This window comes from Prescottella sp. GW823-FHT02E09, assembly GCF_058797375.1.
The window spans coordinates 12,465-34,353 of the sequence record NZ_JBXAJP010000008.1 but is presented as its reverse complement, the minus strand read 5'-3'; the positions used below and the strand labels follow the sequence as shown (position 1 = coordinate 34,353).

At 67.4% G+C, this 21,889-nt stretch carries 23 protein-coding genes and 1 pseudogene; 10 read left to right on the top strand and 14 right to left on the bottom strand.

The features are described 5' to 3' along the window. Positions 1 to 16 precede the first annotated feature (16 nt). The 6 genes from purB to AC1RIF_RS20320 all read left to right on the top strand — a co-directional run bounded on the left by purB (position 17) and on the right by AC1RIF_RS20320 (position 5,926). A complete protein-coding gene (gene purB / locus AC1RIF_RS20345; protein ID WP_492603179.1) occupies positions 17 to 1,438 on the top strand; it encodes an adenylosuccinate lyase in 1,422 nt (473 codons plus the stop codon). Between the two features lie 139 nt (positions 1,439 to 1,577). Beyond that, positions 1,578 to 2,132: a GNAT family N-acetyltransferase gene (locus AC1RIF_RS20340; RefSeq protein WP_492603178.1), complete on the top strand. Its 555-nt coding sequence runs from the start codon at positions 1,578 to 1,580 to the stop codon at positions 2,130 to 2,132. Between the two features lie 205 nt (positions 2,133 to 2,337). Next, positions 2,338 to 2,784 carry a hypothetical protein gene (locus AC1RIF_RS20335; RefSeq protein WP_492603177.1) on the top strand — a complete coding sequence of 149 codons (447 nt, stop codon included), beginning with the start codon at positions 2,338 to 2,340 and terminating at the stop codon, positions 2,782 to 2,784. A 288-nt stretch (positions 2,785 to 3,072) separates the two neighbouring features. Then, positions 3,073 to 4,008 (top strand): efflux RND transporter periplasmic adaptor subunit, encoded by a 936-nt coding sequence (locus AC1RIF_RS20330; RefSeq protein ID WP_492603344.1) that lies wholly within the window; start codon positions 3,073 to 3,075, stop codon positions 4,006 to 4,008. Between the two features lie 68 nt (positions 4,009 to 4,076). Then, complete coding sequence (locus AC1RIF_RS20325; RefSeq protein ID WP_492603176.1) at positions 4,077 to 4,700, top strand: ABC transporter ATP-binding protein; 624 nt, start codon at positions 4,077 to 4,079, stop codon at positions 4,698 to 4,700. Then, the gene (locus AC1RIF_RS20320) at positions 4,697 to 5,926 is read left to right on the top strand and encodes an ABC transporter permease (protein ID WP_492603175.1); all 1,230 of its coding nucleotides are present in this window, start codon (positions 4,697 to 4,699) and stop codon (positions 5,924 to 5,926) included. The genes AC1RIF_RS20325 and AC1RIF_RS20320 overlap by 4 nt, the downstream gene beginning before the upstream one ends. Before the next feature lie 196 nt (positions 5,927 to 6,122). Here the strand turns inward: AC1RIF_RS20320 and AC1RIF_RS20315 are convergent, their stop codons facing one another. The 4 genes from AC1RIF_RS20315 to AC1RIF_RS20300 all read right to left on the bottom strand — a co-directional run bounded on the left by AC1RIF_RS20315 (position 6,123) and on the right by AC1RIF_RS20300 (position 9,393). Beyond that, positions 6,123 to 7,268 carry a sensor histidine kinase gene (locus AC1RIF_RS20315; protein WP_492603343.1) on the bottom strand — a complete coding sequence of 382 codons (1,146 nt, stop codon included), beginning with the start codon at positions 7,266 to 7,268 and terminating at the stop codon, positions 6,123 to 6,125. A 1-nt stretch (position 7,269) separates the two neighbouring features. Then, complete coding sequence (locus AC1RIF_RS20310; RefSeq protein ID WP_492603174.1) at positions 7,270 to 7,962, bottom strand: response regulator transcription factor; 693 nt, start codon at positions 7,960 to 7,962, stop codon at positions 7,270 to 7,272. A 149-nt stretch (positions 7,963 to 8,111) separates the two neighbouring features. Continuing rightward, positions 8,112 to 8,747 carry a M15 family metallopeptidase gene (locus AC1RIF_RS20305; RefSeq protein WP_492603173.1) on the bottom strand — a complete coding sequence of 212 codons (636 nt, stop codon included), beginning with the start codon at positions 8,745 to 8,747 and terminating at the stop codon, positions 8,112 to 8,114. Between the two features lie 211 nt (positions 8,748 to 8,958). After that, a complete protein-coding gene (locus AC1RIF_RS20300) occupies positions 8,959 to 9,393 on the bottom strand; it encodes a MarR family winged helix-turn-helix transcriptional regulator (RefSeq protein WP_492603172.1) in 435 nt (144 codons plus the stop codon). Between the two features lie 88 nt (positions 9,394 to 9,481). Here AC1RIF_RS20300 and AC1RIF_RS20295 point away from each other — a divergent pair, with 88 nt between their 5' ends. Next, a complete protein-coding gene (locus tag AC1RIF_RS20295) occupies positions 9,482 to 11,434 on the top strand; it encodes an ABC transporter ATP-binding protein (RefSeq protein ID WP_492603171.1) in 1,953 nt (650 codons plus the stop codon). Here AC1RIF_RS20295 and AC1RIF_RS20290 read toward each other — a convergent pair. From AC1RIF_RS20290 to AC1RIF_RS20280, 3 genes and pseudogenes are all read right to left on the bottom strand, one after another. Next, positions 11,351 to 12,763: pseudogene (locus tag AC1RIF_RS20290) on the bottom strand (FAD-dependent oxidoreductase); the annotation flags it as partial. The gene AC1RIF_RS20295 and the pseudogene AC1RIF_RS20290 overlap by 84 nt on opposite strands. A gap of 125 nt (positions 12,764 to 12,888) precedes the next feature. After that, the gene (locus AC1RIF_RS20285; RefSeq protein WP_492603170.1) at positions 12,889 to 13,278 is read right to left on the bottom strand and encodes a limonene-1,2-epoxide hydrolase family protein; all 390 of its coding nucleotides are present in this window, start codon (positions 13,276 to 13,278) and stop codon (positions 12,889 to 12,891) included. 11 nt (positions 13,279 to 13,289) lie between these two features. Continuing rightward, the gene (locus AC1RIF_RS20280; protein ID WP_492603169.1) at positions 13,290 to 14,516 is read right to left on the bottom strand and encodes a cytochrome P450; all 1,227 of its coding nucleotides are present in this window, start codon (positions 14,514 to 14,516) and stop codon (positions 13,290 to 13,292) included. A 253-nt stretch (positions 14,517 to 14,769) separates the two neighbouring features. On the opposite strand from AC1RIF_RS20280, the gene AC1RIF_RS20275 reads away from it, so the two are divergent. From AC1RIF_RS20275 to AC1RIF_RS20265, 3 genes are read left to right on the top strand one after another with little or no spacing between them, the layout of a single operon-like run. Next, positions 14,770 to 15,321, top strand: a complete 552-nt coding sequence (locus AC1RIF_RS20275) for a TetR/AcrR family transcriptional regulator (RefSeq protein WP_492603168.1) — start codon at positions 14,770 to 14,772, stop codon at positions 15,319 to 15,321. 11 nt (positions 15,322 to 15,332) lie between these two features. Continuing rightward, a complete protein-coding gene (locus AC1RIF_RS20270) occupies positions 15,333 to 15,749 on the top strand; it encodes an HIT family protein (RefSeq protein ID WP_492603167.1) in 417 nt (138 codons plus the stop codon). Between the two features lie 4 nt (positions 15,750 to 15,753). Beyond that, a complete protein-coding gene (locus AC1RIF_RS20265; protein ID WP_492603166.1) occupies positions 15,754 to 16,767 on the top strand; it encodes a 1-aminocyclopropane-1-carboxylate deaminase/D-cysteine desulfhydrase in 1,014 nt (337 codons plus the stop codon). A gap of 3 nt (positions 16,768 to 16,770) precedes the next feature. Here AC1RIF_RS20265 and AC1RIF_RS20260 read toward each other — a convergent pair whose 3' ends face one another. The 7 genes from AC1RIF_RS20260 to AC1RIF_RS20230 form a co-directional block, all read right to left on the bottom strand. Next, complete coding sequence (locus tag AC1RIF_RS20260) at positions 16,771 to 16,962, bottom strand: hypothetical protein (protein ID WP_492603165.1); 192 nt, start codon at positions 16,960 to 16,962, stop codon at positions 16,771 to 16,773. A 16-nt stretch (positions 16,963 to 16,978) separates the two neighbouring features. Then, positions 16,979 to 17,308 (bottom strand): WhiB family transcriptional regulator, encoded by a 330-nt coding sequence (locus AC1RIF_RS20255; RefSeq protein ID WP_492603164.1) that lies wholly within the window; start codon positions 17,306 to 17,308, stop codon positions 16,979 to 16,981. 103 nt (positions 17,309 to 17,411) lie between these two features. Next, positions 17,412 to 18,254 (bottom strand): mycofactocin-coupled SDR family oxidoreductase, encoded by an 843-nt coding sequence (locus AC1RIF_RS20250; RefSeq protein ID WP_492603342.1) that lies wholly within the window; start codon positions 18,252 to 18,254, stop codon positions 17,412 to 17,414. 32 nt (positions 18,255 to 18,286) lie between these two features. Then, positions 18,287 to 18,610 (bottom strand): putative quinol monooxygenase, encoded by a 324-nt coding sequence (locus tag AC1RIF_RS20245; RefSeq protein WP_492603163.1) that lies wholly within the window; start codon positions 18,608 to 18,610, stop codon positions 18,287 to 18,289. Between the two features lie 151 nt (positions 18,611 to 18,761). Next, positions 18,762 to 19,262 carry an Lrp/AsnC family transcriptional regulator gene (locus AC1RIF_RS20240; protein WP_492603341.1) on the bottom strand — a complete coding sequence of 167 codons (501 nt, stop codon included), beginning with the start codon at positions 19,260 to 19,262 and terminating at the stop codon, positions 18,762 to 18,764. Positions 19,263 to 19,336: 74 nt separating this feature from the next. After that, a complete protein-coding gene (locus AC1RIF_RS20235; RefSeq protein WP_492603162.1) occupies positions 19,337 to 20,386 on the bottom strand; it encodes an NAD(P)-dependent alcohol dehydrogenase in 1,050 nt (349 codons plus the stop codon). A gap of 1 nt (position 20,387) precedes the next feature. Next, a complete protein-coding gene (locus AC1RIF_RS20230) occupies positions 20,388 to 21,884 on the bottom strand; it encodes an APC family permease (protein ID WP_492603161.1) in 1,497 nt (498 codons plus the stop codon). Positions 21,885 to 21,889: the final 5 nt, after the last annotated feature.

The following is a 21,889-nucleotide window of genomic DNA, read 5'->3' as shown; positions in this document are numbered from 1 at the left end:
CGTAAACTGGGATCTCGTGAGCCGCATCCCGAATGTCCTTGCCAACCGTTACGCCAGCCCCGAGCTGAAGGCGCTGTGGTCGCCGGAGTACAAGATCGTGCTGGAGCGTCAGCTGTGGTTGGCGGTGCTGCGGGCGCAGGCCGAGCTGGGGATCGATGTCCCCGCCGAGGCACTCGCCGACTACGAGCGGGTGCTCGAGAGCGTCGACCTGGACTCCATCGCCGACCGTGAGCGCGTCACCCGCCACGATGTGAAGGCCCGCATCGAGGAGTTCAACGCCCTCGCCGGCCACGAGCACGTGCACAAGGGCATGACCAGCCGCGACCTCACCGAGAACGTCGAGCAGCTGCAGGTGCTCCGCTCGCTCGAGCACGTGTACGACCACGGTGTCGCGATCGCCGCCCGCCTGGGCGAGCGGGCCGCCGAGTACACCGGTTTCGTGATGGCCGGACGCTCCCACAACGTCGCCGCGCAGGCCACCACGCTCGGCAAGCGTTTCGCGTCGGCCGCCGACGAACTGCTGGTGGGGCTCACCCGCCTGCGTGAGCTCATCGACCGCTACCCGCTGCGCGGCATCAAGGGCCCGATGGGCACCGCGCAGGACATGCTGGATCTGCTCGACGGCGACGCCGCCAAGCTCGAGCAGCTGGAGAAGAAGGTCGCCGAGCACCTCGGCTTCGCGCACGTGTTCACCAGCGTCGGCCAGGTGTACCCGCGCTCGCTCGACCACGACGTCCTCTCCGCGCTGGTCCAGGTGGGTGCCGCGTCGTCGTCGTTCGCGCACACCATCCGCCTGATGGCCGGCCACGAGCTCGTCACCGAGGGCTTCCAGCCCGGCCAGGTGGGCTCGTCGGCGATGCCGCACAAGATGAACACCCGCTCGTGCGAGCGCGTCAACGGCCTGCAGGTGGTGCTGCGCGGCTACGCGTCGATGGCCTCCGAACTGGCCGGTGCGCAGTGGAACGAGGGCGACGTGTTCTGCTCCGTCGTCCGTCGTGTCGCGCTGCCGGACGCGTTCTTCGCGATCGACGGCCAGATGGAGACCTTCCTGACGGTGCTCGCCGAGTTCGGTGCGTACCCGGCGGTCATCGAGAAGGAGCTCACCCGCTACCTGCCGTTCCTCGCCACCACCAAGGTCCTCATGGCCGCGGTCCGCGCGGGCGTCGGTCGTGAGACCGCGCACGAGGTCATCAAGGAGCACGCCGTCGCCGTCGCGCTCGCGATGCGGGAGCAGGGCAAGGAGCCGGATCTGCTGGATCGCCTGGCCGCCGACGACCGCCTGCCGCTCGACCGCGCCGCGCTCGACGAGGCCCTCGCCGACAAGTCCGCGTTCATCGGTGCCGCCGGCACGCAGGTCGACTCCGTCGTCGCCGAGGTGCGCAAGCTCGTCGACGCCAACCCGGACGCCGCCCGCTACGCGCCGGGCGCGATTCTCTGACTCGCACCACCGTCCGGCCGAGTGACTCCGGCCCGGTCGCCCAACCCTGAACGGGAATTCACGGCACGCTTTCGGACTCCGAGCGTGCGGTGGATTCCCGTTCGGCGTCTCCGGGGTCGGCCCGGCCCATAATCGGTTCATGGCGATCACCGTGCGACTGTCCGGCCCGCCCGACCGCGCCGCGATCCTCGCGCTCATGGCCGCCTCGCGCGGCGACGGGCTGTCCGACGAGCAGCGCGCCGAGCGGGGCTTCGTGCAGGGCCGGATGGACGACGACGTCCTCGCCCAGTTCCAGGCGGGCACCGGCGTCTTCGTCGCGGAGGAGGACGGCGAGCTCGCGGGGTTCGCGATGACGTCGGAGCCGGGCGCGGTCGCGTCGGGTCCGCCGCGGCTCGCGATCGACGCGCTGCCGGACGCGCAGGCGTCGAGTCGGTTGTTCCTGTACGGTCCGGCCGCGGTGGACCTGCGCTTCCAGGGGCGTGGGGTGCTGACGCTGTTGCTCACCGCGCTCAGCCGGGAGCTTCGGGACCGCTTCGACCTCGGCGTCGCGTTCGTCGAGGTCGCCAACGCGAAGTCCCTTGCGGTACATCGGCATTACGGGATGACGGAGGCTGCGACGTTCGTATTCGACGGCCGCGACTACTTCGTGTTCACGTTCGCCCCGGCCCAGTTCGCGGCCCGCCCCCAGCCCTGAACCTCCGATCAGCAGGAGGGGCAGGAGCTCCCATGCGATCGACGAGACCATGTTTCGTTTGTGTATGCGTTTTTCTCAACGGTGCGGGAACGCCAGTGCTTGTTGACTGATCTCCGACATTCAGTCGCCAAGTCTTGGAAGGAATCCTATGCACTCCACTGCTACGCTTCGGTCCCGCCGGAAGCTCTCGGCCGCGCTTCTCGCGGTGCCCCTGCTGACGGTGATGGTGTCGGCCTGCACCAAAGCCGAGCCGTCGTCGACCGAGCCGCCCGCGCCCACGGCCGCGGGCGCGGGCGCGGGCGCGAGCACTGCGACGACGCGCGACGAGTACGACCTGCAGCTGGCCAAGTGTCTACGTGATGCGGGCTTCGACGTGAAGGATCCTGCACCGGGGCAGGGGATTACGGAATCGAGTCCGGAGATCATGGAGGCCGCCCCCGCCTGTATGCGGCAGCTCGGTGGTCCGCCGGTGCCGGAGTCGGCACTGAGCGATACGGAGCAGCTCGAACTCGGGTTGCAAGCGGCCGCCTGTATCCGTGAGAAAGGTTTCCCCGACTTCCCTGATCCGACCCTCGAAACGCCCATCTTCCTCCCCGTCGAGGTTCCGTCGGAAAGGGTCGAAGATTGCTTCAATGACTTTCCCGCCGAATAGCCGCGTCCACCTGATGCCCTGCGAAGCAATTACTAGGCACTGCAAGGAAATTACAGGATGAGATCACAGAAAGATGCAGCCCCGGAACTGGACTCGGGGCCCACGAGCGAATCCGGCCGGGCCGATCCGTTGTCGGAGGTCGGCGAACCTCGCGGCAAGTCGCGTCGTCGTCGCGCAGTCGTTGTGTCGGTGGTTGCTGTTGCGGCTTCTGTTGTGGCCGGGATCGGGTACTACTCGTGGACCCCCGTTCAGGAAGAGCGAGCGGACGCCCCTGCGTCGTTGACCACTGTGCCGGTAACCACCGGCGATCTCGTGCAAGAGGTGGTCGCCAACGGAACTCTGCACTACGCCGATGAACAGCCGGTGCTCTCGGGGCCGGCCGGCACCGTCACCGGGCTTCCGGCGCCGGAGAAGGTGGTCCGACCGGGCATGGCCCTGTATTGGATCGATGCCCGTCCAGTGATTCTCCTGCGTGGTGACACTCCTGCGTGGCGCACCTTCGAGTTGGGAATGACCAACGGCGAAGACGTACGCCAACTCGAGGAGAATCTCGCTGCCTTCGGACTGTTCGGGGGCGGGGTCGACACGCAATTCACCATCAAGACGGCCGACGCCATCCGGGCCTGGCAGAAGAACCTCGGTCTCGAATCCACAGGCGTTCTGACACATACCTCCATCCTCTTCTCTCCCATCGACTTGCGAGTCGGAACCTTGTCTGTCCGGCTCGGCACACATGTCGAGACCGGGACGGAGATCCTCAAAGCGACTTCGAACGTCAAGGTCGTCACCGTCGAACTGAAGCTGTCCGACCAAAATCTCACCAAGCCCGGCGCATCCGTCACGGTCGTCCTTCCGGATGGCAAGAAGGTACCCGGCACGGTCCTCGCCGTCGGCGCACCGACAGAGAAGCCTGCATCGGATACGAATACCACTCCCGCCATCGGCATCCCCGTCGCGATCGACCTCGCCGACCATGCTGCCGCAAGCGAATTCGTAAGGGCGAGCGTGACAGTCCGGCTCCCGGCCTCCACCGACCGAGGAGTGCTGACCGTTCCCGTCGACGCACTCGTCGCGACAGGGCCGGACAGCTTCGCCGTCGAAGTTCCGACAGGGGAGGGGACGACCGAGATCCCGGTTACTCTCGGCAGTTTCTCTGCGGGTCGAGTGGCGGTTTCGGGTGAGGGCATCAGCGCCGGAACCAACGTGGTGGTGCCGAGACAATGACGGAGATCATTCGCCTCGTGGGGGTCACGCGCACCTATGGGTCACCCCCGGTTCGTGCACTTGCCGGTGTGGATCTTCGAGTCGACCACGGAGAGTTCGTCGCCGTGGTCGGGCCGAGCGGGTCCGGGAAGTCAACGCTACTGAACGTCATCGGCACGCTCGACCTCCCCAGTGCCGGTGTCGCCTACATCGACGGATCCGATGCCCGAAACATGTCCGACGCGCAGCTTTCCGCCCTACGTGCACACCGAATCGGGTTCGTGTTCCAGCAATTCCATCTCAGTGAAGGTGTCACGGCGCTCGACAACGTGGCTGACGGATTGCTCTATCTGGGTGTTCCCCGGCACGAACGGCGGGTCCGGGCACGATCGGCTCTCGAACGAGTCGGTCTCGGTCACCGAACAGAACACCACCCGAACCAGATGTCGGGTGGCGAGCGGCAACGGGTCGCCATCGCCCGCGCCGTCGTCGGCGATCCCCCGCTCCTCCTCGCCGATGAACCCACCGGGAACCTCGACAGTGCATCAGGGGAGAGCATCGTGCAGTTGCTGCACGAACTCAACCGAAGCGGCACAACCATCGTCGTCATCACCCACGATCCCGCGCTCGCGGCCCGTCTTCCCCGGCAGATAGCAATCTCCGACGGACGGATCATCTCCGACAGTGCATCCCCCGAAACGCGAATCGCATGACACCACAGACGCCCGTCCCCCCACACCCATCACACGTCGAGAAGCTCTCCTCACGGCTGCTGGGCCGAGACCTCGCCTATCTCGGATCAGCAGGTCTACGCGCCCGTCCGACACGAGCAGTGTTGTCGGCATTGGGAATTGCCATCGGGATTGCAGCGATGATCGCCGTCGTCGGCTCCTCCGCATCGAGCCAAGCGCGTCTGAACAGCCAACTCGCCGAACTCGGAACGAATCTCCTCACCGCAACCCAAGCCCCTGGTGCCGGCAGTACACCGCCACCGCCGCTCCCCGCGAATGCATCGGCCCGAGTCGAACGGATCCCCGGCGTGCTCGAGGCGACATCCGTCGCCGATCTCGAAGACACACACATCTACCGCAATGCGGAGATCGACCGTGAACGCACCGGTGGCCTTGTCGTCACCGCCGCGGAGTTGAACCTGCCTGCGGTGGTCGGGGCGAGCATCGGTGAAGGTCGATGGCTCAACGAGGCCACGGCGTCCCTCCCGGCAACGGTTCTCGGGGCCACCGCCGCTGAACGACTCGGAGTCCGAGAGTCGGGCCAGTTGGTGTGGCTGGGTGACCGCAGCGCTGTTGTCGTCGGCATCCTGGAGCCGGTTTCGCTTGCTCCGGAACTCGACATTGCCGCCCTGATCGGGGTGCCCGTCGCTGAATCCGTCTACGGATACAGTCCCGCGCCCACGCGAGTTTACGAACGCTCGACCGATCAGACCGTGACCGAGGTACGGCAGAAGATCGCCCCGACAATCCAACCCGAACAACCCAGCAGCATCGCGGTCTCGAGGCCTTCCGACGCGCTGGCAGCAGCGAACGCCGCCTCGGATTCCTTCACGGGCTTGCTGTTGGCGCTCGGGGCGATCGCCCTCGTCGTCGGTGGCATCGGCGTCGCCAACACCATGATCATCTCTGTTCTCGAACGCCGCCGCGAGATCGGGTTGCGCCGCGCTATCGGCGCAACCCGCGCGCACATTCGCCTGCAGTTCCTGACCGAGGCACTGATCTTGTCGGCACTCGGCGGTGTGGGTGGCGCCGCCTTGGGTAGCGTCGCCACCGCCCTGATTGCGGTCATGAACGGCTGGATCCCCGTCATTCCACCGCTCGCGCTGGCCGCCGGCGTCGGTGCCACCCTCGTCGTCGGCGCCGTGGCCGGTCTCTACCCGGCCGTACGGGCTGCGAGAACACCACCGACGGTCGCGCTCAACCTGTGAACGAACGCACCGGCTTCGACGCAGGTGCCGATGCTCGCCGACAACACGACGAGTATCGGCGCCTGGGCGGCGGAGCCGTGTCGCTTTCGACGAGTAGGCATGCCGCCGAACGGTGTCCGGGAGAGTCCACGGCCGACCAAGTCGGTGCTCAGCCGGCTGGTGGTCCCGTCGACCCACCCGTTCGCGTCGGCGTGCGTCAGATGGGCAGTGAGGATCCTGTCCCAGGTTCCGCCTCCGGCGCAGGGGCGGCGACACTTTCGAGTCGTCTCGGTGTTGTGGTGGGCAGCGCCACGGTGATGCGGAGTCCACCCGCTGGTCGTGGGGCGATGGTGAGTGTTCCGTCGTGCGCCTGCGCGATGCTCTTGACGATGGCCAGTCCGAGGCCTACACCGACGTGTTCGTTGGTACGTGTGCGTTCGGTGCCGCGCTGGAATGGTTCGGCGAGTGTCGAGGCCAGCCGTGGGGTGAGTTCCTCACCGGTGTTCTCGATAGTGAGTAGGGCGGATGCGGGGCCGGCGGCGGTGCTGATCCATACCCACCCTCCGGTGGGAACGTTGTGGACGATCGCGTTCTGCACGAGGTTCATGGTCATCTGCAACAGCAGCGAAGGTGAGCCGACTGTTGGGGTGATGTCGCCGGAGACGCGAATGGCGAGCCCGCGCTCTTCCGCGAGAGGAAGCAGCGTTTCGATGGCTTCTTCCGCGAGGAGGGACAGGTCGACGGGCTCTTTGGCGAAGGACCGCTGGTCAGCCTGGCTGAGGATGAGGAGTGCTTCGGTGAGGTCGATCGCTCGGGTGTTCATCTCCTGCAGACGCACGATGAGTTCGCCTGTGTCCCTGTTCGGGTCGCTGCGGGCCACGTCCAGCATCGTCTGCGAGATCGCCAAAGGTGTGCGTAGTTCATGGGAGGCGTTGGCTGCGAATCTCCGCTGTTCGGCCACGTGAGCTTCGAGGCGAGCGAGCATGTTGTCGAAGCTGTCAGCAAGTTCGCGGAATTCGTCTTCCCGGCCTTCCAGCCGGATGCGGTGTGAGAGCGTCCCGTTGGCGGCGATTCGTGTGGCGTTCGTAATTCGGGTCAGAGGCGTGAGCATGCGTCCGGCGAGGATCCACCCTCCCAGCATCCCGAAGATCAGCAGAAAGACCAGCACTCCGGCAGCCGCCGGGCCGAAGGCTCGCAGGAGGTCGGAGCGGTTGGGGACAGCCAGGTCGGTGGAGTGGATCGTGCGGTCGGGGACGTATCGCAGGAGGAACACCCACACCGCTGTGAGCAGCAGGGCCCCTGCGAACATGAGGAACCCGGCGTAGCTGAGGGTGAGTTTGAGGCGGACGCTCAACCCGGGCACTCTATCCATCGCGTTCGACATCTTCGCTGTCAGCTGTGGTCTCGATGCGATACCCGACTCCGTGCACCGTGGCGATGACCCAGGGTTCGCCGAGTCGTTTGCGCAGTGCCGAGATGGTGATGCGAGGCGCGTTGGTGAACGGGTCGGCGTTCTCGTCCCAGGCCCGCTCGAGGAGCTCTTCAGCACTGACGACCCCGCCTTGGGCGGCCACGAGGACCTCGAGCACTGCGAACTGCTTGCGGGTGAGCGCGATGTATCGGCCGTTGCGGTAGAGCTCGCGACGGAACGGATCCAGCCGCAGGCCGGCGATCTCCCGCACAGGCGGTCGGTGATGTACGCGCCTTCGGTAGAGGGCACGAATCCGGAGCACGAGTTCTTTGAGTTCGAAGGGCTTCGTGAGGTAGTCGTCCGCGCCGAGTTCGAATCCGGTGGCTTTGTCGCGGAGACGATCGGCGGCGGTGAGCATCAGGATGGGCATCCCGCTGCCGGACGCCACAATGCGTCTGGCCACTTCGTCGCCGGAAGGGCCGGGGATGTCTCGATCAAGGATGGCGATGTCGTAAGAGTTGACACTCAGCAGTTCCAAAGCGGCGGTGCCGTCGCCGGCGGTGTCTGCTGCGATCGCCTCCAGGCGGAGGCCGTCACGGATCGCTTCGGCCATGAACGGCTCGTCCTCGACGATCAGCACACGCATGGACTCGATGCTACGAGTCCGGGCATATCGGGGGTGTATCGAAAATCCAGTGTGCGGAGATCGATCGCGAACGCAGGGGGCTGATCGTCAGCGCCACGGAGCCGAATCTCCGCCGCGGTGTCGGGGGAGTGTCCGGGAGAGGCGATGGCTCAACGATGCCACGGCGACCTGGAACTGGTATCGCTCGCTCCGGCCGACGCGTCGGCGACTTGGACCGGGCACGTGCTCCCCGGACCATCCGCCAGTTCGAAGTGCCACATCTCGTTGGCGTAGATCTGGCACAACCCGTAGTCGGCGCCGTGCTGGGAAAGCCAGCTGAGGGCGTCGGTCGGCCCGATATCGACGGCGCGGCCGGAGACGTGTGTCGACCTTTCGGGGGTGTTGACCCACCGCCGCGCTTCGGCCTCGCTGCCGTAGGTCAGGACGGCGTCGTCGAGGAGCTCCTGTTGGTAACGGGTACTGCGCCACCCACCGGTGACGACCATCCGGACGCCGTCGGCCTCGGCGTCCGCCGCCGCACGCCGGAGTGCGGCGCGCAAAGCCGGCTCGAGGTTCGTCAGCGCGGCGTGAGTGTCATCGAATGGTGACAGCGGAGCGTCGGATCGAATGCGGCCGTCGGCGACCGGCTGCCCGGGCAGTGTCGCAGTCGGACCGTCTCGGAAGGACATCAGTGGCGTGGCCTCGTCGCTCTCCAGCGAACTGCAGGCCGGCAACGCGAACAGCAGGGCAGCTGCCGTCGTGCCCGCAAGAGCGCGGGCGCCGAGAGATCGGGAGAACAACGGCATGGACGGACCGCCTTCGCGTGCGCGGCCCGCTGCTCGGGCCTGTCCCGGGCATTCAAACCGGCGTGATGTCGCGTCGGTGTCGGCTGATTTCCACACACTTCGGCAACACGGTTCGTCCTAGACTGCGCGGACGGATCCGCCTGCCCGCCGACGCTGGTACGTGGAGGTTCGGTCCGTCGACGGATGAACCGAGCACACCTCGGCGGCGGCGTCAGCAGGCGTCGTCGGCGGTGAGTTTGCCGAGGATGCGGCTCAGCTCGGCGCGGTCGTGGTCGTCGAGTGGGGCGAAGAAGTCCGCGGCCTGGGCGTCGCGGGCGTCGGACATCTCGGCGATCAGCGTCCGGCCGGCGTCGGTGAGCCGGACGCACACGGCGCGGCGGTCCGCGCCGTCGGCGACGCGTTCGACGAGGTGGCGCTTCTGCAACCGGTCCACCACCTCGGTCGCGGAGCGGGGCGCGATGCGCAGGGCCTTCGCCACGTCGCCGAGGCGGGGGCGGCCGTCGGACTCGGTGCCGATCACGCGTAGCGCGCGGAACTCGTGCGGTGACAGCTCCCACGGTTCGAGGGCCCGGAACCAGCGTCGACGCAGTGCCCGCGACGTGGACATCACGAGGTCACGTAGCTGCTCGGCCGATACCTCCGTCATGGTGTCGGATCTTACCTCACTTGACACCCACCTCATGTTGAGGCAACCTCAGTAAAGGCTTGCCCCGACATCTGAGAGGGGTGGTTACATGACAAGCCCGCCATTCGGTGGACCCGGCGGGGGTCGTATGCGTACCCGCAAGCTCGATCCCGCCGACCGTGCCCAGCTCGAGGATTCCCCCGTGAGCCTGCGCCGGATCGGCTCCCTGTTCGCACCGTACCGGTGGCAGGTTGCCGTGGTGATGGCGCTGATCGTGGTGTCGTCCACGATCGCGCTCGCCAACCCGTTCCTGGTCCGCGAGGTGATCGACCGGGCGATCCCGGAGCAGAACGTGAGCCTGCTGGTGTGGGCCGTGATCGGCATGCTCGCCATCACGGTCGCCGGCTCGGTGCTCGGCGTGCTCCAGACCTGGATCTCGACGACGGTCGGCCAGCGGATCATGCACAACCTGCGCACCCGGGTGTTCACGCACCTGCAGCGGCAGTCGCTCGGCTTCTTCACCCGCACCCGCGGCGGCGAGATCCAGTCGCGGCTCACCAACGACATCGGGGGCATGCAGACCGTCGTGACATCGACCGCGACGTCGATCGCCTCCAACGTGACGACCGTGGTGGGCACCGCGATCGCGATGGCGGTGCTCAGCTGGCGGCTGTCGCTGCTGTCGCTGATCGTGTTGCCGCCGGCCATTTGGCTCACCCGCAAGGTGGCGCTGATGCGGCGCGAGATCACCGCGCAGCGGCAGCGCGCGCTCGCCGACATGCAGACCCAGATCGAGGAGAGCCTGTCGATCAGCGGTGTGCAGTTGGGCAAGACGCTCGGCGCCGGCCCGGCGATGTCCGACCGCTTCACCGACACCTCGCACCGGCTGGTGGATCTCGAGGTCCGCTCGCAGCTGTCCGGACGCTGGCGGATGGCGACGATGAGCATCATCTTCTCGGCGATCCCCGCGCTGCTGTACCTGGCGGCCGGGCTGCCGGCGACGTCGGGCGGCATGACGATCGGCACGCTGGTCGCGTTCACCGGTCTGCAGACGACGCTGTTCCGGCCGCTGATGGGCCTGCTGGACGTCGGTGTGTCCGTGACGAGTTCGCTGGCGCTGTTCAGCCGCATCTTCCAGTACCTGGACCTACCGGTGGAGATCGACGACCCGGACGAGCCGGTCGCGATGCCGCGCGAGAAGGTCGCCGGCGCCGTCCGCTTCGAGGACCTCGGGTTCCGCTACGAGAACGCCGACCGCGACGCCCTCACCGACGTCACGATCGACGTGCCGGCGGGCTCGTCCCTCGCACTGGTCGGCGAAACCGGTTCCGGCAAGACCACGCTGGCCTCGCTGGTCGCGCGGCTGCACGATCCGACGTCGGGCCGGGTGACGATCGACGGTGTCGACCTGCGCGACATCCGACTCGCGGAGCTGTCCGAACTGGTCGGTGTCGTCTCACAGGAGACGTACCTGCTACACGCGACGATCCGGGACAACCTGCGGCACGCCCGCCCCGACGCGTCGGACGCGGAGATCGAGTCCGCGGCACGGGCGGCACAGGTGCACGAGTTGATCGAGTCGCTGCCCGACGGCTACGACACCGTCGTCGGCGCGCGCGGACACCGGTTCTCGGGCGGCGAGAAGCAGCGCATCGCGATCGCCCGAACCCTGTTGCGGGACCCGCGGATCCTGGTGCTCGACGAGGCGACCAGCGCGCTCGACAACGAGACCGAGCGGGCCGTGCAGGCCGCGCTCGACGTGGTCAGTCGCGGCCGGACCACGATCACGATCGCGCACCGGCTCTCGACGATCCGGGACGCCGACCAGATCGCGGTCCTCGACCACGGGCGGGTCGCCGAGCGCGGCACCCACGAGGAGTTGCGCGCGCTCGGCGGTCGCTACACGTCGCTACTCGCCCGCGGCAGCGGCGATGCCGGCGCGGCGGCCGAAGAACGTGCCGTCGCCGAGCGAGGTGCCGCTGATGTAGCCCCACGAGTGCAGTCCCGACGTCGCGCGGCCGGCCGCGAAGAGTCCGGGGATCGGGTCGCCGTCGAGGTCTAGGACGCGGCCGTCGACGGTGGTCCGCAGGCCGCCGATCGTGAACACCTCGGCGCCGCCTCCGCCGGTCCCGCCGTCGCCGTACTCCGGTGGGGCCATGCCGCGCCGGACGTCGATCGCAGCGAACGGCGATTGCAGCGGCCGCAGCCACCGCGCGGACTTGTGGAAGTACGGGTCCTCGCCGTCGGCGGCGTGCCGGTTGTACTCGCCGACCGTGTTCTGCAGCGCACCCTCGGGCATGCCGATCTCACGCTCGAGTTCCGCGAGGGTCTCGGCGACGAAATGCGGCTGCACACCCCAGCGTTCGTCGACCGGGACCTCCTCGTACGCCTGCTCGTCGAGGATCACCCACACCTGCAGATTGTGCTTGAACAGCGCCGCTTGCCCGACCAGGCCGGGATAGACGTCCTCGTTGATGAAACGCCGTCCGATGTTGTCGACGATCATGCCGCGCACCATCATTCCCGGCACCAGGGAGATACCGACCTGGCCGGCGGACATGTGCTTGACGGCGGCGCCCACGGCCTGTGCCATCACGATGCCGCGGCCGTCGTCGCCGCCGTCGCTGTTGACGCCGAGGCCCACCAGTTGCGGGGCGTGCTGAGCGAGCATCTCCTTGTTGTCCGCGAAGCCACCGGTGGTGACGACGACGCCGCGCCGCGCACGGTAGGTGACGGTGTCGTTGAAGTGCCGGGCGACGACGCCGACCACGCGATCGCCGTCGAGGATCAGCCGCAGTGCGGTGGTGTCGGCGTGCACCGCGACGGCGCTCTTCTCGACGGCCTCGCTCAGCACCGCCATCAGGACCTTGCCACCGAAGCCGTCGGAGGTGACTCGGTGCCCGCGCGGGGCGGGCTTGGCGATCTCGTGGAACGGATAGGCGTTCTCGCCCATCCACATCAGGCCGTCGTCGGTGGGCGGCACCCAGGTGGGGGAGTCCCACAGCGACGGCTTGAACGGCACACCGTGATCGACGAGCCACTGGTAGTGCCCGACGCTCTCGCGGCTGTAGAGGCCCACCTTCTCCTGATCGGCGTCCGGGCCGAGCGCGGCGAGGAGGAACTTCTCCATCGCCTCGGCGGTGTCGGTGAAACCGCACGCCTCCTGGATCGGGGTGCCGCCGCCGAGATACATCTCGCCACCGGACAGCGCCGACGACCCGCCGCCACCGCTCTGCCGCTCGAGCAGGATCACCTCGGACCCCGACTCGACGGCCTCGAGCGCGGCCGATGCGCCGGCGCAGCCGTAGCCGATGATCAGGACATCGGTTTCGTGGTCGTAGGTTTCGATCTCGGCGGCGTCGATCGGTGTGACGGGTACGCGTGCACTCATCCGGTTCTCCTTCGTCGACACTGGACGTCAGTGTGGTGCCGGTCACAGTAGGAGGATTCGGCGGGGGCGAGAAGGCGCCGGCCCGGTCAGCGGGAAGCGATCGAACCCGTTGTGTTACCGGGCCTTCACTCGATCTCGCCGGACAGCAGGCGGGTGATCGGGGCCATGTCGAAATAGTCCCGCCAGGCCGTGATGAGGCCGTTCTCGATCTCGAAGACACCCGTCACCGGCAGCACGACGTGCTTGTCGCCCAGATCGAAGCGGTCCGTGCGCTCGTTGAGGACGACGTTACCGGAGACCGCCTGGTGGTGGATCGTGAACTCGATCCCTCCGAACGCGGAAATGAATCCGTCGAGGAACTCGGCGATCACGGTGCGGCCGACCAGCGGCTGCATCGGGATGTTGTGGTACACCGCGTCTTCGCTGAAGTACGCGGCGATCGCGTCCGGTTGCCCGGTCTTCCACTCGGCGCAGAACGCGGTGACGAGATCGTCGGGGCTCTGGAGGTCGGTCATGTGTGGACTCCTCACGCGAGTTCGAGTTGCAGGGGCAGGGACTGGTGGCGGCGCACGAACAGGCTCGGGACCCAGTGGGCGCCGCCGTCGGCGATCGTGAACGACGTGGTGCGCTCGAGCAGCGCGGTGAGGGCCGCGAGTGCCTCCATCCGTGCCAGCGCCGATCCGACACAGAAGTGCACGCCCTTGCCGAACGCGAGATGGCCCTTGAGGTTCGGGCGGTCCAGGTCGACGGCATCCGGGTTGTCGAACGCGGACGGGTCGCGGTTGGCCGCACCCCACAACAGCAGGATGTGGCTGCCTGCGGGGAGTTGTACGCCGCCCAGTGTCGTGTCGGTGACCACGTGTCGATGGTGACCGCGGAACGGTGATTCCAGGCGCAGGGCCTCGTCGAGAAACGGATCCACCAGCCGCGGCTCCCGCCGCAGTCGTTGCTGCAGTTCGGGATCGGTGGCGAGGATACGGGCGCCGTTGGCGATCAGCCCGGCAGTGGACTCGCCGCCCGCACCCACCAACTGCACGAGGATGAGCACCGCGACGTCGTCGGTGAGCTCGCCGTCGTTGCAGGCGTGCGCGAGGATGCCGAGCAGATCGGTCTGGGGATCCTGCCGGGCCTCGGTGAACTTCGTGTGCAGGTAGCCGGCGAGCTGCGCGGCGGACGTCACCAGTTCGCCCAGCCGGTCCCCGGTCACCACGCCGCCGAGCAGCTCGGTGCTGTCGTAGGCCCACGTGAGCAGTTGCGGCACATCGTCGTGCGGGAGGCCGACCAGGCTCGCAACGAGGGCCAGCGGCAGCTTGTCGGCCATGTCGCCGGCCCATTCGAAGGAGCCGTCCGATCCCGTTCCCGCGTCCCACAGTTCGTCGACCAGTGAGCGGACGGTGGGGCCGAGGGCGCGGATGCGCTTGGCGAGGGTGGCGAGCACCAGCTTGCGGTGCACAGCGTGGGTGGGGTCGTCCGCGGTCGCGAGCACGTGCACCGCCCGTCCGCCGCCGTCCATGTCGAACGTGACGGGTGGCCCGTCCGGCTGTTGCACCAGTGCGCCGGTCAGATTCGACGAGAAGTCCTCCGGACGGGCGAGGGCCTCGGTCACCAGTTCCCACGACGACACGAGGTGGAAGTCGGTTCCCGGGACGCGGTGGACGGGGGCACGGGTCCGTAGTTCGTCGTACAGGCCGTACGGGTCGTCGAGGTGGTCGGCGGCGAAGACGTCGATGCCGTCCAGTGGTGTCGCGGTCACGAGCCCTCCCTTCGGTGTCGTGGAACGTGTTGCAGTGATGCCACCGTTCCCGGTGCCGCCGAGGACTGTCAAGGGCCTGTCGGGAACTGAGAAGTTGCCGATGAGCTGCAGGTATGTGGCGTCTCACGCCGCCGCCGGTGAGCCGCCGTCCGCGCAGGTGAGCGCGTTGCCGGTGGTCTCGTCGTTATAGACATTTCGGCTGAGATGTCTCAACATGAGACCGAGGTGGGATCGATGATCGGAGGCGGTGTCGGTGGCGGAGCGGGACGACTGGCTGACGGGCGGGAACCGTCGTGCACTCGCGGTCGAACGGATCACGGCGGCCGCGACGGAATTGTTCGTGGAGCGTGGGTTCGATCGGGTCGGGGTTCACGACATCGCCGAACGGGCCGGATGTTCGCGCGCCACGCTCTATCGCTACGTCGGCGGCAAGCCCGCACTGGTGTCTGCGGTCGTGTCGGCGGCGGCCGCATCCGTCGCCGAGGAGGTGGCCCGGGCGGTGGCGCACCTCGACGGTGCACAGCGGGTCGTCGAGGCGATCCTGACGGCGGTGGCGGCGGTCCGGGCGGATTCGACGTTGTCGGACTGGTTCGCCCACACCCGCACCGCCGCGGCCGACGACTACCTGGCGTCCTCGCCCGATCTGCGCAGGGTGGCCACCGCGCTCACCGGCATCGCGCCCGACGAGGCGGGCGGCCAGTGGATCGTCCGGGTGGTGCTCACCCTCCTCGCCTGGCCCGCCGCCGACACGCGCATGGAGCGACAGTTGGTACAACGCTTCGTTGCTCCGGCATTCGACACATAACATCAACAAGCATGAGCCACTGCGTCTTCTGTGCCATCGTTGCAGGCGAGGCCGAATCGAGCCTCGTCTACGAGGATGCGGGCACGGTCGCGTTCATGGACATCCGTCCGTTCACGCCCGGCCACCTGCTCGTGGTGCCGAAGAAGCATGCAGCGGACCTTGCCGAATTGGATCCGGAAGACGGAGGACGATTGTTCCAGGTGGGGCAGCAGATCGCGGCAGCGTTGCGGGACAGTTCGGTGGCCGCGGAGGGGGTGAACTTCTTCCTCGCCGACGGGGTGGTGGCGGGGCAGGAGGTGTTCCACGTGCACCTGCACGTGGTTCCGCGGACGGTGGGGGACGGCTTCGGGCTGAGGGGTCGGCCCACGGTCCCACCCCGACCCGACCTCGACTACCTCGCCGGGTCGATCCGCGGCCGGCTGGGCTAGCGGGATGCCCGACGTGGCCACGGCACCTCTTCTGCATCAGCGTTTTCCCGAACTCGCCGAATCGCTGCCCCATGTTCGTCTCGGTGAATCGCCTACCCCGGTGCGCAGGCTCGACGGCCTGGGCACGCGGAACAGGATCTGGGTCAAGGACGACAGCACGTTCGGCCTCGGTGGCTGGGGCGGCAACAAGGTCCGCAAACTCGAATGGATCATCCCCGACGTCCTGGCACGGAAGTCGCGGCGGATCATCACGGTGGGCGGACTCGGCACGAACTGGGGCCTGGCGACCGCGTTGTACGCCAGGGAATTCGGTATCGAGACGGCGATCGCGCTGATCGATCAGCCCGTCGACGACCATGTCCGGGCGCAACTGGCCCGGTTGCAGCGTTCGGGCGCGACCCTGCACTTCACCCGGAACAAGGTGCGGACGTTCGCGTCCGCACCGTGGTTGATGCTGCGGCACATTCGTGGCGGACGGCTACCGTACTATCTGCCGCCCGGCGGTTCGTCCCCGATCGGTGCCCTCGGATACGTCGAGGCCGCACTGGAGTTGGCTGCGCAGGTCGAGGCCGGCGACATTCCGGAACCGGCCCACATCGTCGCGCCGGTCGGGTCGGGTGGCACCGCGGCGGGACTGCTGTTGGGCCTGCAACTGGCCGGCCTGCGCACCGGCGTCGTCGCGGTCGTCGTCAACGACACTCTGCCGCTGGGCGCATCCGAGATCCGGGATCTCGCGGGCAGGACCGAGTCCCTGCTGCGACGTCGCGGTGCACAGGTGGGAGACATCGACCTCCGCTCGGCCGGTCTGACGGTGACCCGTGAATATCTGGGTCCCGGGTACGGATACGCCACCGCGGAGGGGCGGGCCGCACAGCGCGTCGGTACCGAATACCGTGTCCCGCTGGATCCCGTGTACACCGCGAAGGCCTTCGCCGGGTTGCTCGAGATCGACGCGAAGACGCGGGTCGACGACGGGCCGATCGTCATGCTCGACACCTTCGGGCCGCGGCCGGACTGACCCCTATCCGTGGCTCCGGATCATCGGGCGAGGTATCGATGCGTGCCCGAACCTGCGCATGCAGACCTCGCGAAGGCGGTCGTCGAACTCCCGGGGTGTGATGCCGAACGTGATGAAGATGTCCTCGCGTCGGGGGCCGCCGTAGGGTTGCCAGCGCTGCGCGAACGTCAGGATCTGATCGTCGTCGGAATGCATGGTGTCTCTTCTGTCCTCACTGATCGGACGTCGTCAGCCGATGTGCCGGTCTCGGCGTCGTCGAGCGGCCGGTTGCCGGGTGCGATCGTCGTTCGGTTTCGGTGAGCCCGCCCCAGACCCCGAAACGTTCGTCGTGTTCGAGTGCGTAGGAACGACACTCGAAGAGGACCGGGCATCGCTCGCAGATCTGCTTCGCCGCCTGTTCCAGGCGAACCCGTTCTCCCCAATTGCGGGTGCGTCGGGGGAAGAACATGTCCGTCGCGACGGCTCGGCAACGAGCCGCGGCCTGCCATGCGAAGTCGGGTGCGTGTCGGGCAGACGGAGAAGGTTCGTGATGTGCGTTCACGCGCGGAATGAGTCCTTCCTGGGCTGGAATCGGTCCGCGGGACGAACCCGTGTCCGGGTGTGGGCGCACCACCGTCGTCCGGCGATGCGCCCACACACCGGCGTCAGATCGCTGCGGATCCGCCGTCCACCGGCAGGTTCACGCCGGTGACGAAACGTGCCTCGTCCGATGCGAGGAAGAGGACGGCGTTCGAGACGTCCACGGGTTCCACCCACGGGGCGGGCAGTGCCAGCAGCGTCGACGAGGCCTCGGCGAACTCCTCGGCCGTGGGATTCTCGCGGTCCGGCCGGAACAGCCGCCACACCGCGTCGTTCTGGATCATGTCGGTGTTGCAGTTGGTGGGGGACACGACGTTTACCCGGATCGAGTGGGGTGCGAGTTCCATCGTCAGCGATTTCATGAGACCGATGACGCCGTGCTTCGAGGTCACGTAGTGCCCGAACCGGGCGAAGCCCTTCGTGCCGGCATCCGACGAGGTGATGACGACCGTACCGCCGCGACCGCCCCGGATCAGGTGCGGCACAGCGGCTTTACAGGTGTTGAAGACGCCGGTGACGTTGACGTCGATGACGTCGGCCCAGTCGCTGACACGGATGTCCTGGACGTCGTCGCCGAACTGGAAGATGCCGGCATTGGCGGCGACGATGTCGAGCCGGCCCAACTCGGCCACTGCCGCGGCGAGGCCGGCCTCGAGGGCGTCGTAGTCACGGACGTCGGCCTTGTAGGCCACGATTCGGCGACCCTCCTTCTCGACCAGGCGCACCGTCTCGTCGAGATCCTCGTCGGTCGCCGGAGCGTAGAAGTCCGACGTCCGCCCCACCTCGCCGCAGACGTCGACGGCGATGATGTCCGCACCTTCCTGCGCGAGTCGAACCGCGTGGCTGCGGCCCTGTCCGCGGGCGGCGCCCGTGACGAAGGCAACCTTACCTGCAACGCGACCTGTCATTCCCTGCTCCAATTCTGCTGTGGTGGTGGTCATTACGCGATCTCCAGCTCTCCCATTCGTGACCATTCGGTGCCGGGAACCTCGGTGTTGATGATTCGGGGGGTTTCGCTCAGCGCCGGCCGCATGGACTCGAGGCCGCGGGCGAAGTGGTCGGCGGCGACGTGCGCGGCACCGGCCTCGGCGTCGCGGAACGCCTCCACGAGCACGTACTCGGACGGGTCGTCGACGCTGCGCGACCACTCGTACCAGAGGTTGCCCGGCTCGGCACGGGTGGCCTCGGTGAAGTCCTTCGTGACGGAGAGCCAGGTCTCCTGATGTTCGGGAAGGACCTTGAACTTGACGACGATGAAGATCATCGGGGTACTACCTCGTTCTGATGGTTCGGTCGAAGTCCGGTGCGCACGACGATGCGGACCGGTGTGAAGGTATGGCGAACGGAGCCGAGGTTCGGCGAGGAACGTCGGCTTTACCGTCGTGGAGCGGTGAGGGGTGTGGAACGGCCGATCGTCAGGACGGCAAGTACTCGTACGAGACCTTGTGCATCTTCAGTTCCATGAAGGTCTCGAACTCGCGCACGCCGCCGATCTCCGGAATCCGCTTGTGCAGCAGATCGTTCAGGTGATCGTTGTCGCGACAGACCAACTGCACGTACACATCCGCGTGCCCGATGCACGTGGACACGTAGGTCGCTTCCTCCCAGGCGGTGAACTCGGCGACGACGTGATCGTGGTGACCGGGTTCGACACGGACGAGAAGGAAGGCGAGGACGCGGTAACCGAGCCGGAACGGGTCGGCGATGGCGACGATGTTGAGCACGCCGGACTCCTGCATCCGGCCGGTCCTGATCCGCACGGTGCCTTCCGAGACACCGAGCTCGCGTGCGATCTGACGGTAGGGCATGCGGCCGTCGCCTTGCAGCAGACGCAGGATGCCGCGATCGACGTCGTCGAGGCCCTCGACCGAGATCTCGGATCCTCCCATGGACTCCGCATTCCCCGTGATCGTCATCTTGCGCACCGGATCAGTCTATGTGCTACGCAATCGTCATGGTCGGCGACTCGCATCGGCATGTTCCGCAACCCTCACGCGTTCGGCGCGAAGTCTTCGTCGGGAACGAGGACAGCACGTCCGCGTACCCGCCCGTGGTGCAGGTCGTCGAGCGCCTTGGCGAAGTCCGAGAACGGATACTTCACGGTGTGCAGGTGCACTCGGCCCTCGGCGGCGAGCGCCATGAGTTCCACCAGGTCGTTGTAGGTGCCGACCAGGTTTCCGACGAAATTGATCTCGGTGCTGATCACGTCGATCGTGGGGATGTCGAGGTTGCCGCCGTAGCCGATGACGTAGTACGAGCCGGCACGGCGGAGCATCGCCACGCCGGCGGCGATGGCGGTGCCCTCGCCGACGAAGTCGAGCACCGCCTCGGCGCCCGCGCCGTCGGTCAGTTCGAGAACGCGCTCGGCCTCGGTGCCGTCCGCGACCACGGTGACGTCGGCCCCGATGTCCCGGGCCAGCTGGAGTGCCGCGGGCGACTGATCGACGACGACGATCCGGGCCGCGGTCAGGGCCTTCAGCACCTGGATGCCGATGTGACCGAGGCCGCCGGCGCCGATGACGGCGACGGTCTGGCCGGGGCGCAGGATCTCGGCGGCCTTGCGGGCCGCGTGGTACGCGGTCAGCCCGGCATCGGCCAGCGCCGCGACGTCGGCGGGTGCGAGCGACGGGTCGAGCTTGACCACACTGCGCGCGGACGTCCGCAGGTACTCGGCCATCCCGCCCTCGGTGTCGATGCCGGGGAAGTCGGAGGCGGTGCAGTGCACGTCGTCGCCGCTCCGGCAGGCGTGACACAGGCCGCAGGTGGCCAGCGGGTGGAGGATGACCTTGTCGCCGACCGCGACGTTCGTGACCGCGGAGCCGATCTCGGTGACGGTGCCGGCGTTCTCGTGCCCGATCGTGTAGGGGAGTCGGACTCCGCTCTTGTTCTGCCACTGGCCTTCGATGATGTGCAGGTCGGTCCTGCACACGCCGGCGCCCTCGACCCTGACGATCACGTCGTGCGGGCCCTGCAGTGTGGGAGTGGGCACGTCGTCGAGTGTCGGCTGCTGGTCGTATTCGTGTACGCGGACTGCCTTCATGTCAGCTCCTGGTCTCGGTGGATAGTTCGGTGCGATCGGTGGGGGCTGTCGCCTCCGCGGGTGCTCCTGGGGAGCGATCCGGAGACGGATCGGTGGGGTCTGGAGGGTCGTCGTGGACGCGCCATTCGATGGCGGTCTTGTCCTGGACGCGCTGCCGGTAGTACCAGAGCACGCAGGCGATCATGAGAATGCCTATACCGGTGATGGTTTCGCTCAGTCCGCCGTAGCCCGTCAGGCCAGGGTTGAGAATGCCGACCGCGATCGCGAACGCATTGATCGCGAAGAGGACACATGCGATGGGAATCCACGGCCGGGCCAGGCGGATGGGTCGGGGTAGGTCGGGACGATCCCGGCGCAGCAGCACGAACGCACCGACCGCGAGCGTGACCGCCGTGAGGTATCCGAGGTTGCTCGCGAGCAGGATCGCGATCGGTTCGCCGAGCACGATCAGTACCACGATGTTGATCATCATGTCCGTGGTGAGCGCGCGACCGGGGACACCGTAGCGGTTGAGGACGCCGAGCTGCCGGATCGTCCCGCCGGAGCGGGAGATCCCGTAGAGCGACCGGCCGCCGTCGGCGGTGGCGGTCATCATGGCGATGATGAACGCCGCCATGATGGGCAGCTGCCCGAGCCACGAATAGCTACCGAGGATCTTGTCGAACGCGAGACCGATGTAGTTCACCGGGTTGGCCCCGATGGTCTCCTCGCCGAGTGCCCCGACCACTACGTAGGGAACGACGAGATAGATGCCCAGGATCATCGCCGCCGAGGCGCGCAGCGCCCGCGACGTGTCCTTGACCGGGTCCTTGTACTCGGCGGCGAAGCTGGCGCACACCTCTGTGCCGTAGGTCGTCCACGCGGTGATGTAGAACCAGACGACTACGATCTTCCAGTCCAGCGGGGAACTGCTGCCGCTCCACGTGATTCGGCTCATGTCGAAGTCGACGCCGCTGGACATGAACGGGCCGGCGACGAGGACCACCAGTCCGATGACGAGGAGGGCTCCGGTGACCCGCGCGACGCCGGCGGCGATCTTGACCCCGAAGTAGTTGAGGGCCCATGCGGCGACGATCGAGCCGATCGCGATCAGGTAGGGCAGGCCGAGCTCGTGGCCGATCGGTAGCCGGACGGCGATGTCGTTGTCGGGGAAGAACGCCTGTTCGATGAGCGTGCCGAGGACGACGCCCTCGACGGATAGGGACAGGGACCAGCCCATCCAGTACCCGAACGCGGCGATGGCGCCGAGGGGAGCGAAATGGCGCTTCCAGCCCTCGTAGGCGTAGACGGAGATGCCTCCCGATTTGTCGGGGAACATGGCGGCCATCTCGGCGAAGAGGTGGCTCTGGAGGAACGCCAGCGTGCAGGCGACTCCCCAGATCGCGATGGCGGTCCACCCGCCGATGGCGCCGACGGTGTAGCCGAGCGTGAGGAACAGGCCGATCGGCATGTTCAGTGCGAAGACCATGCCGTCACGCCAGGTGAGCGTGCGGACCATGGACT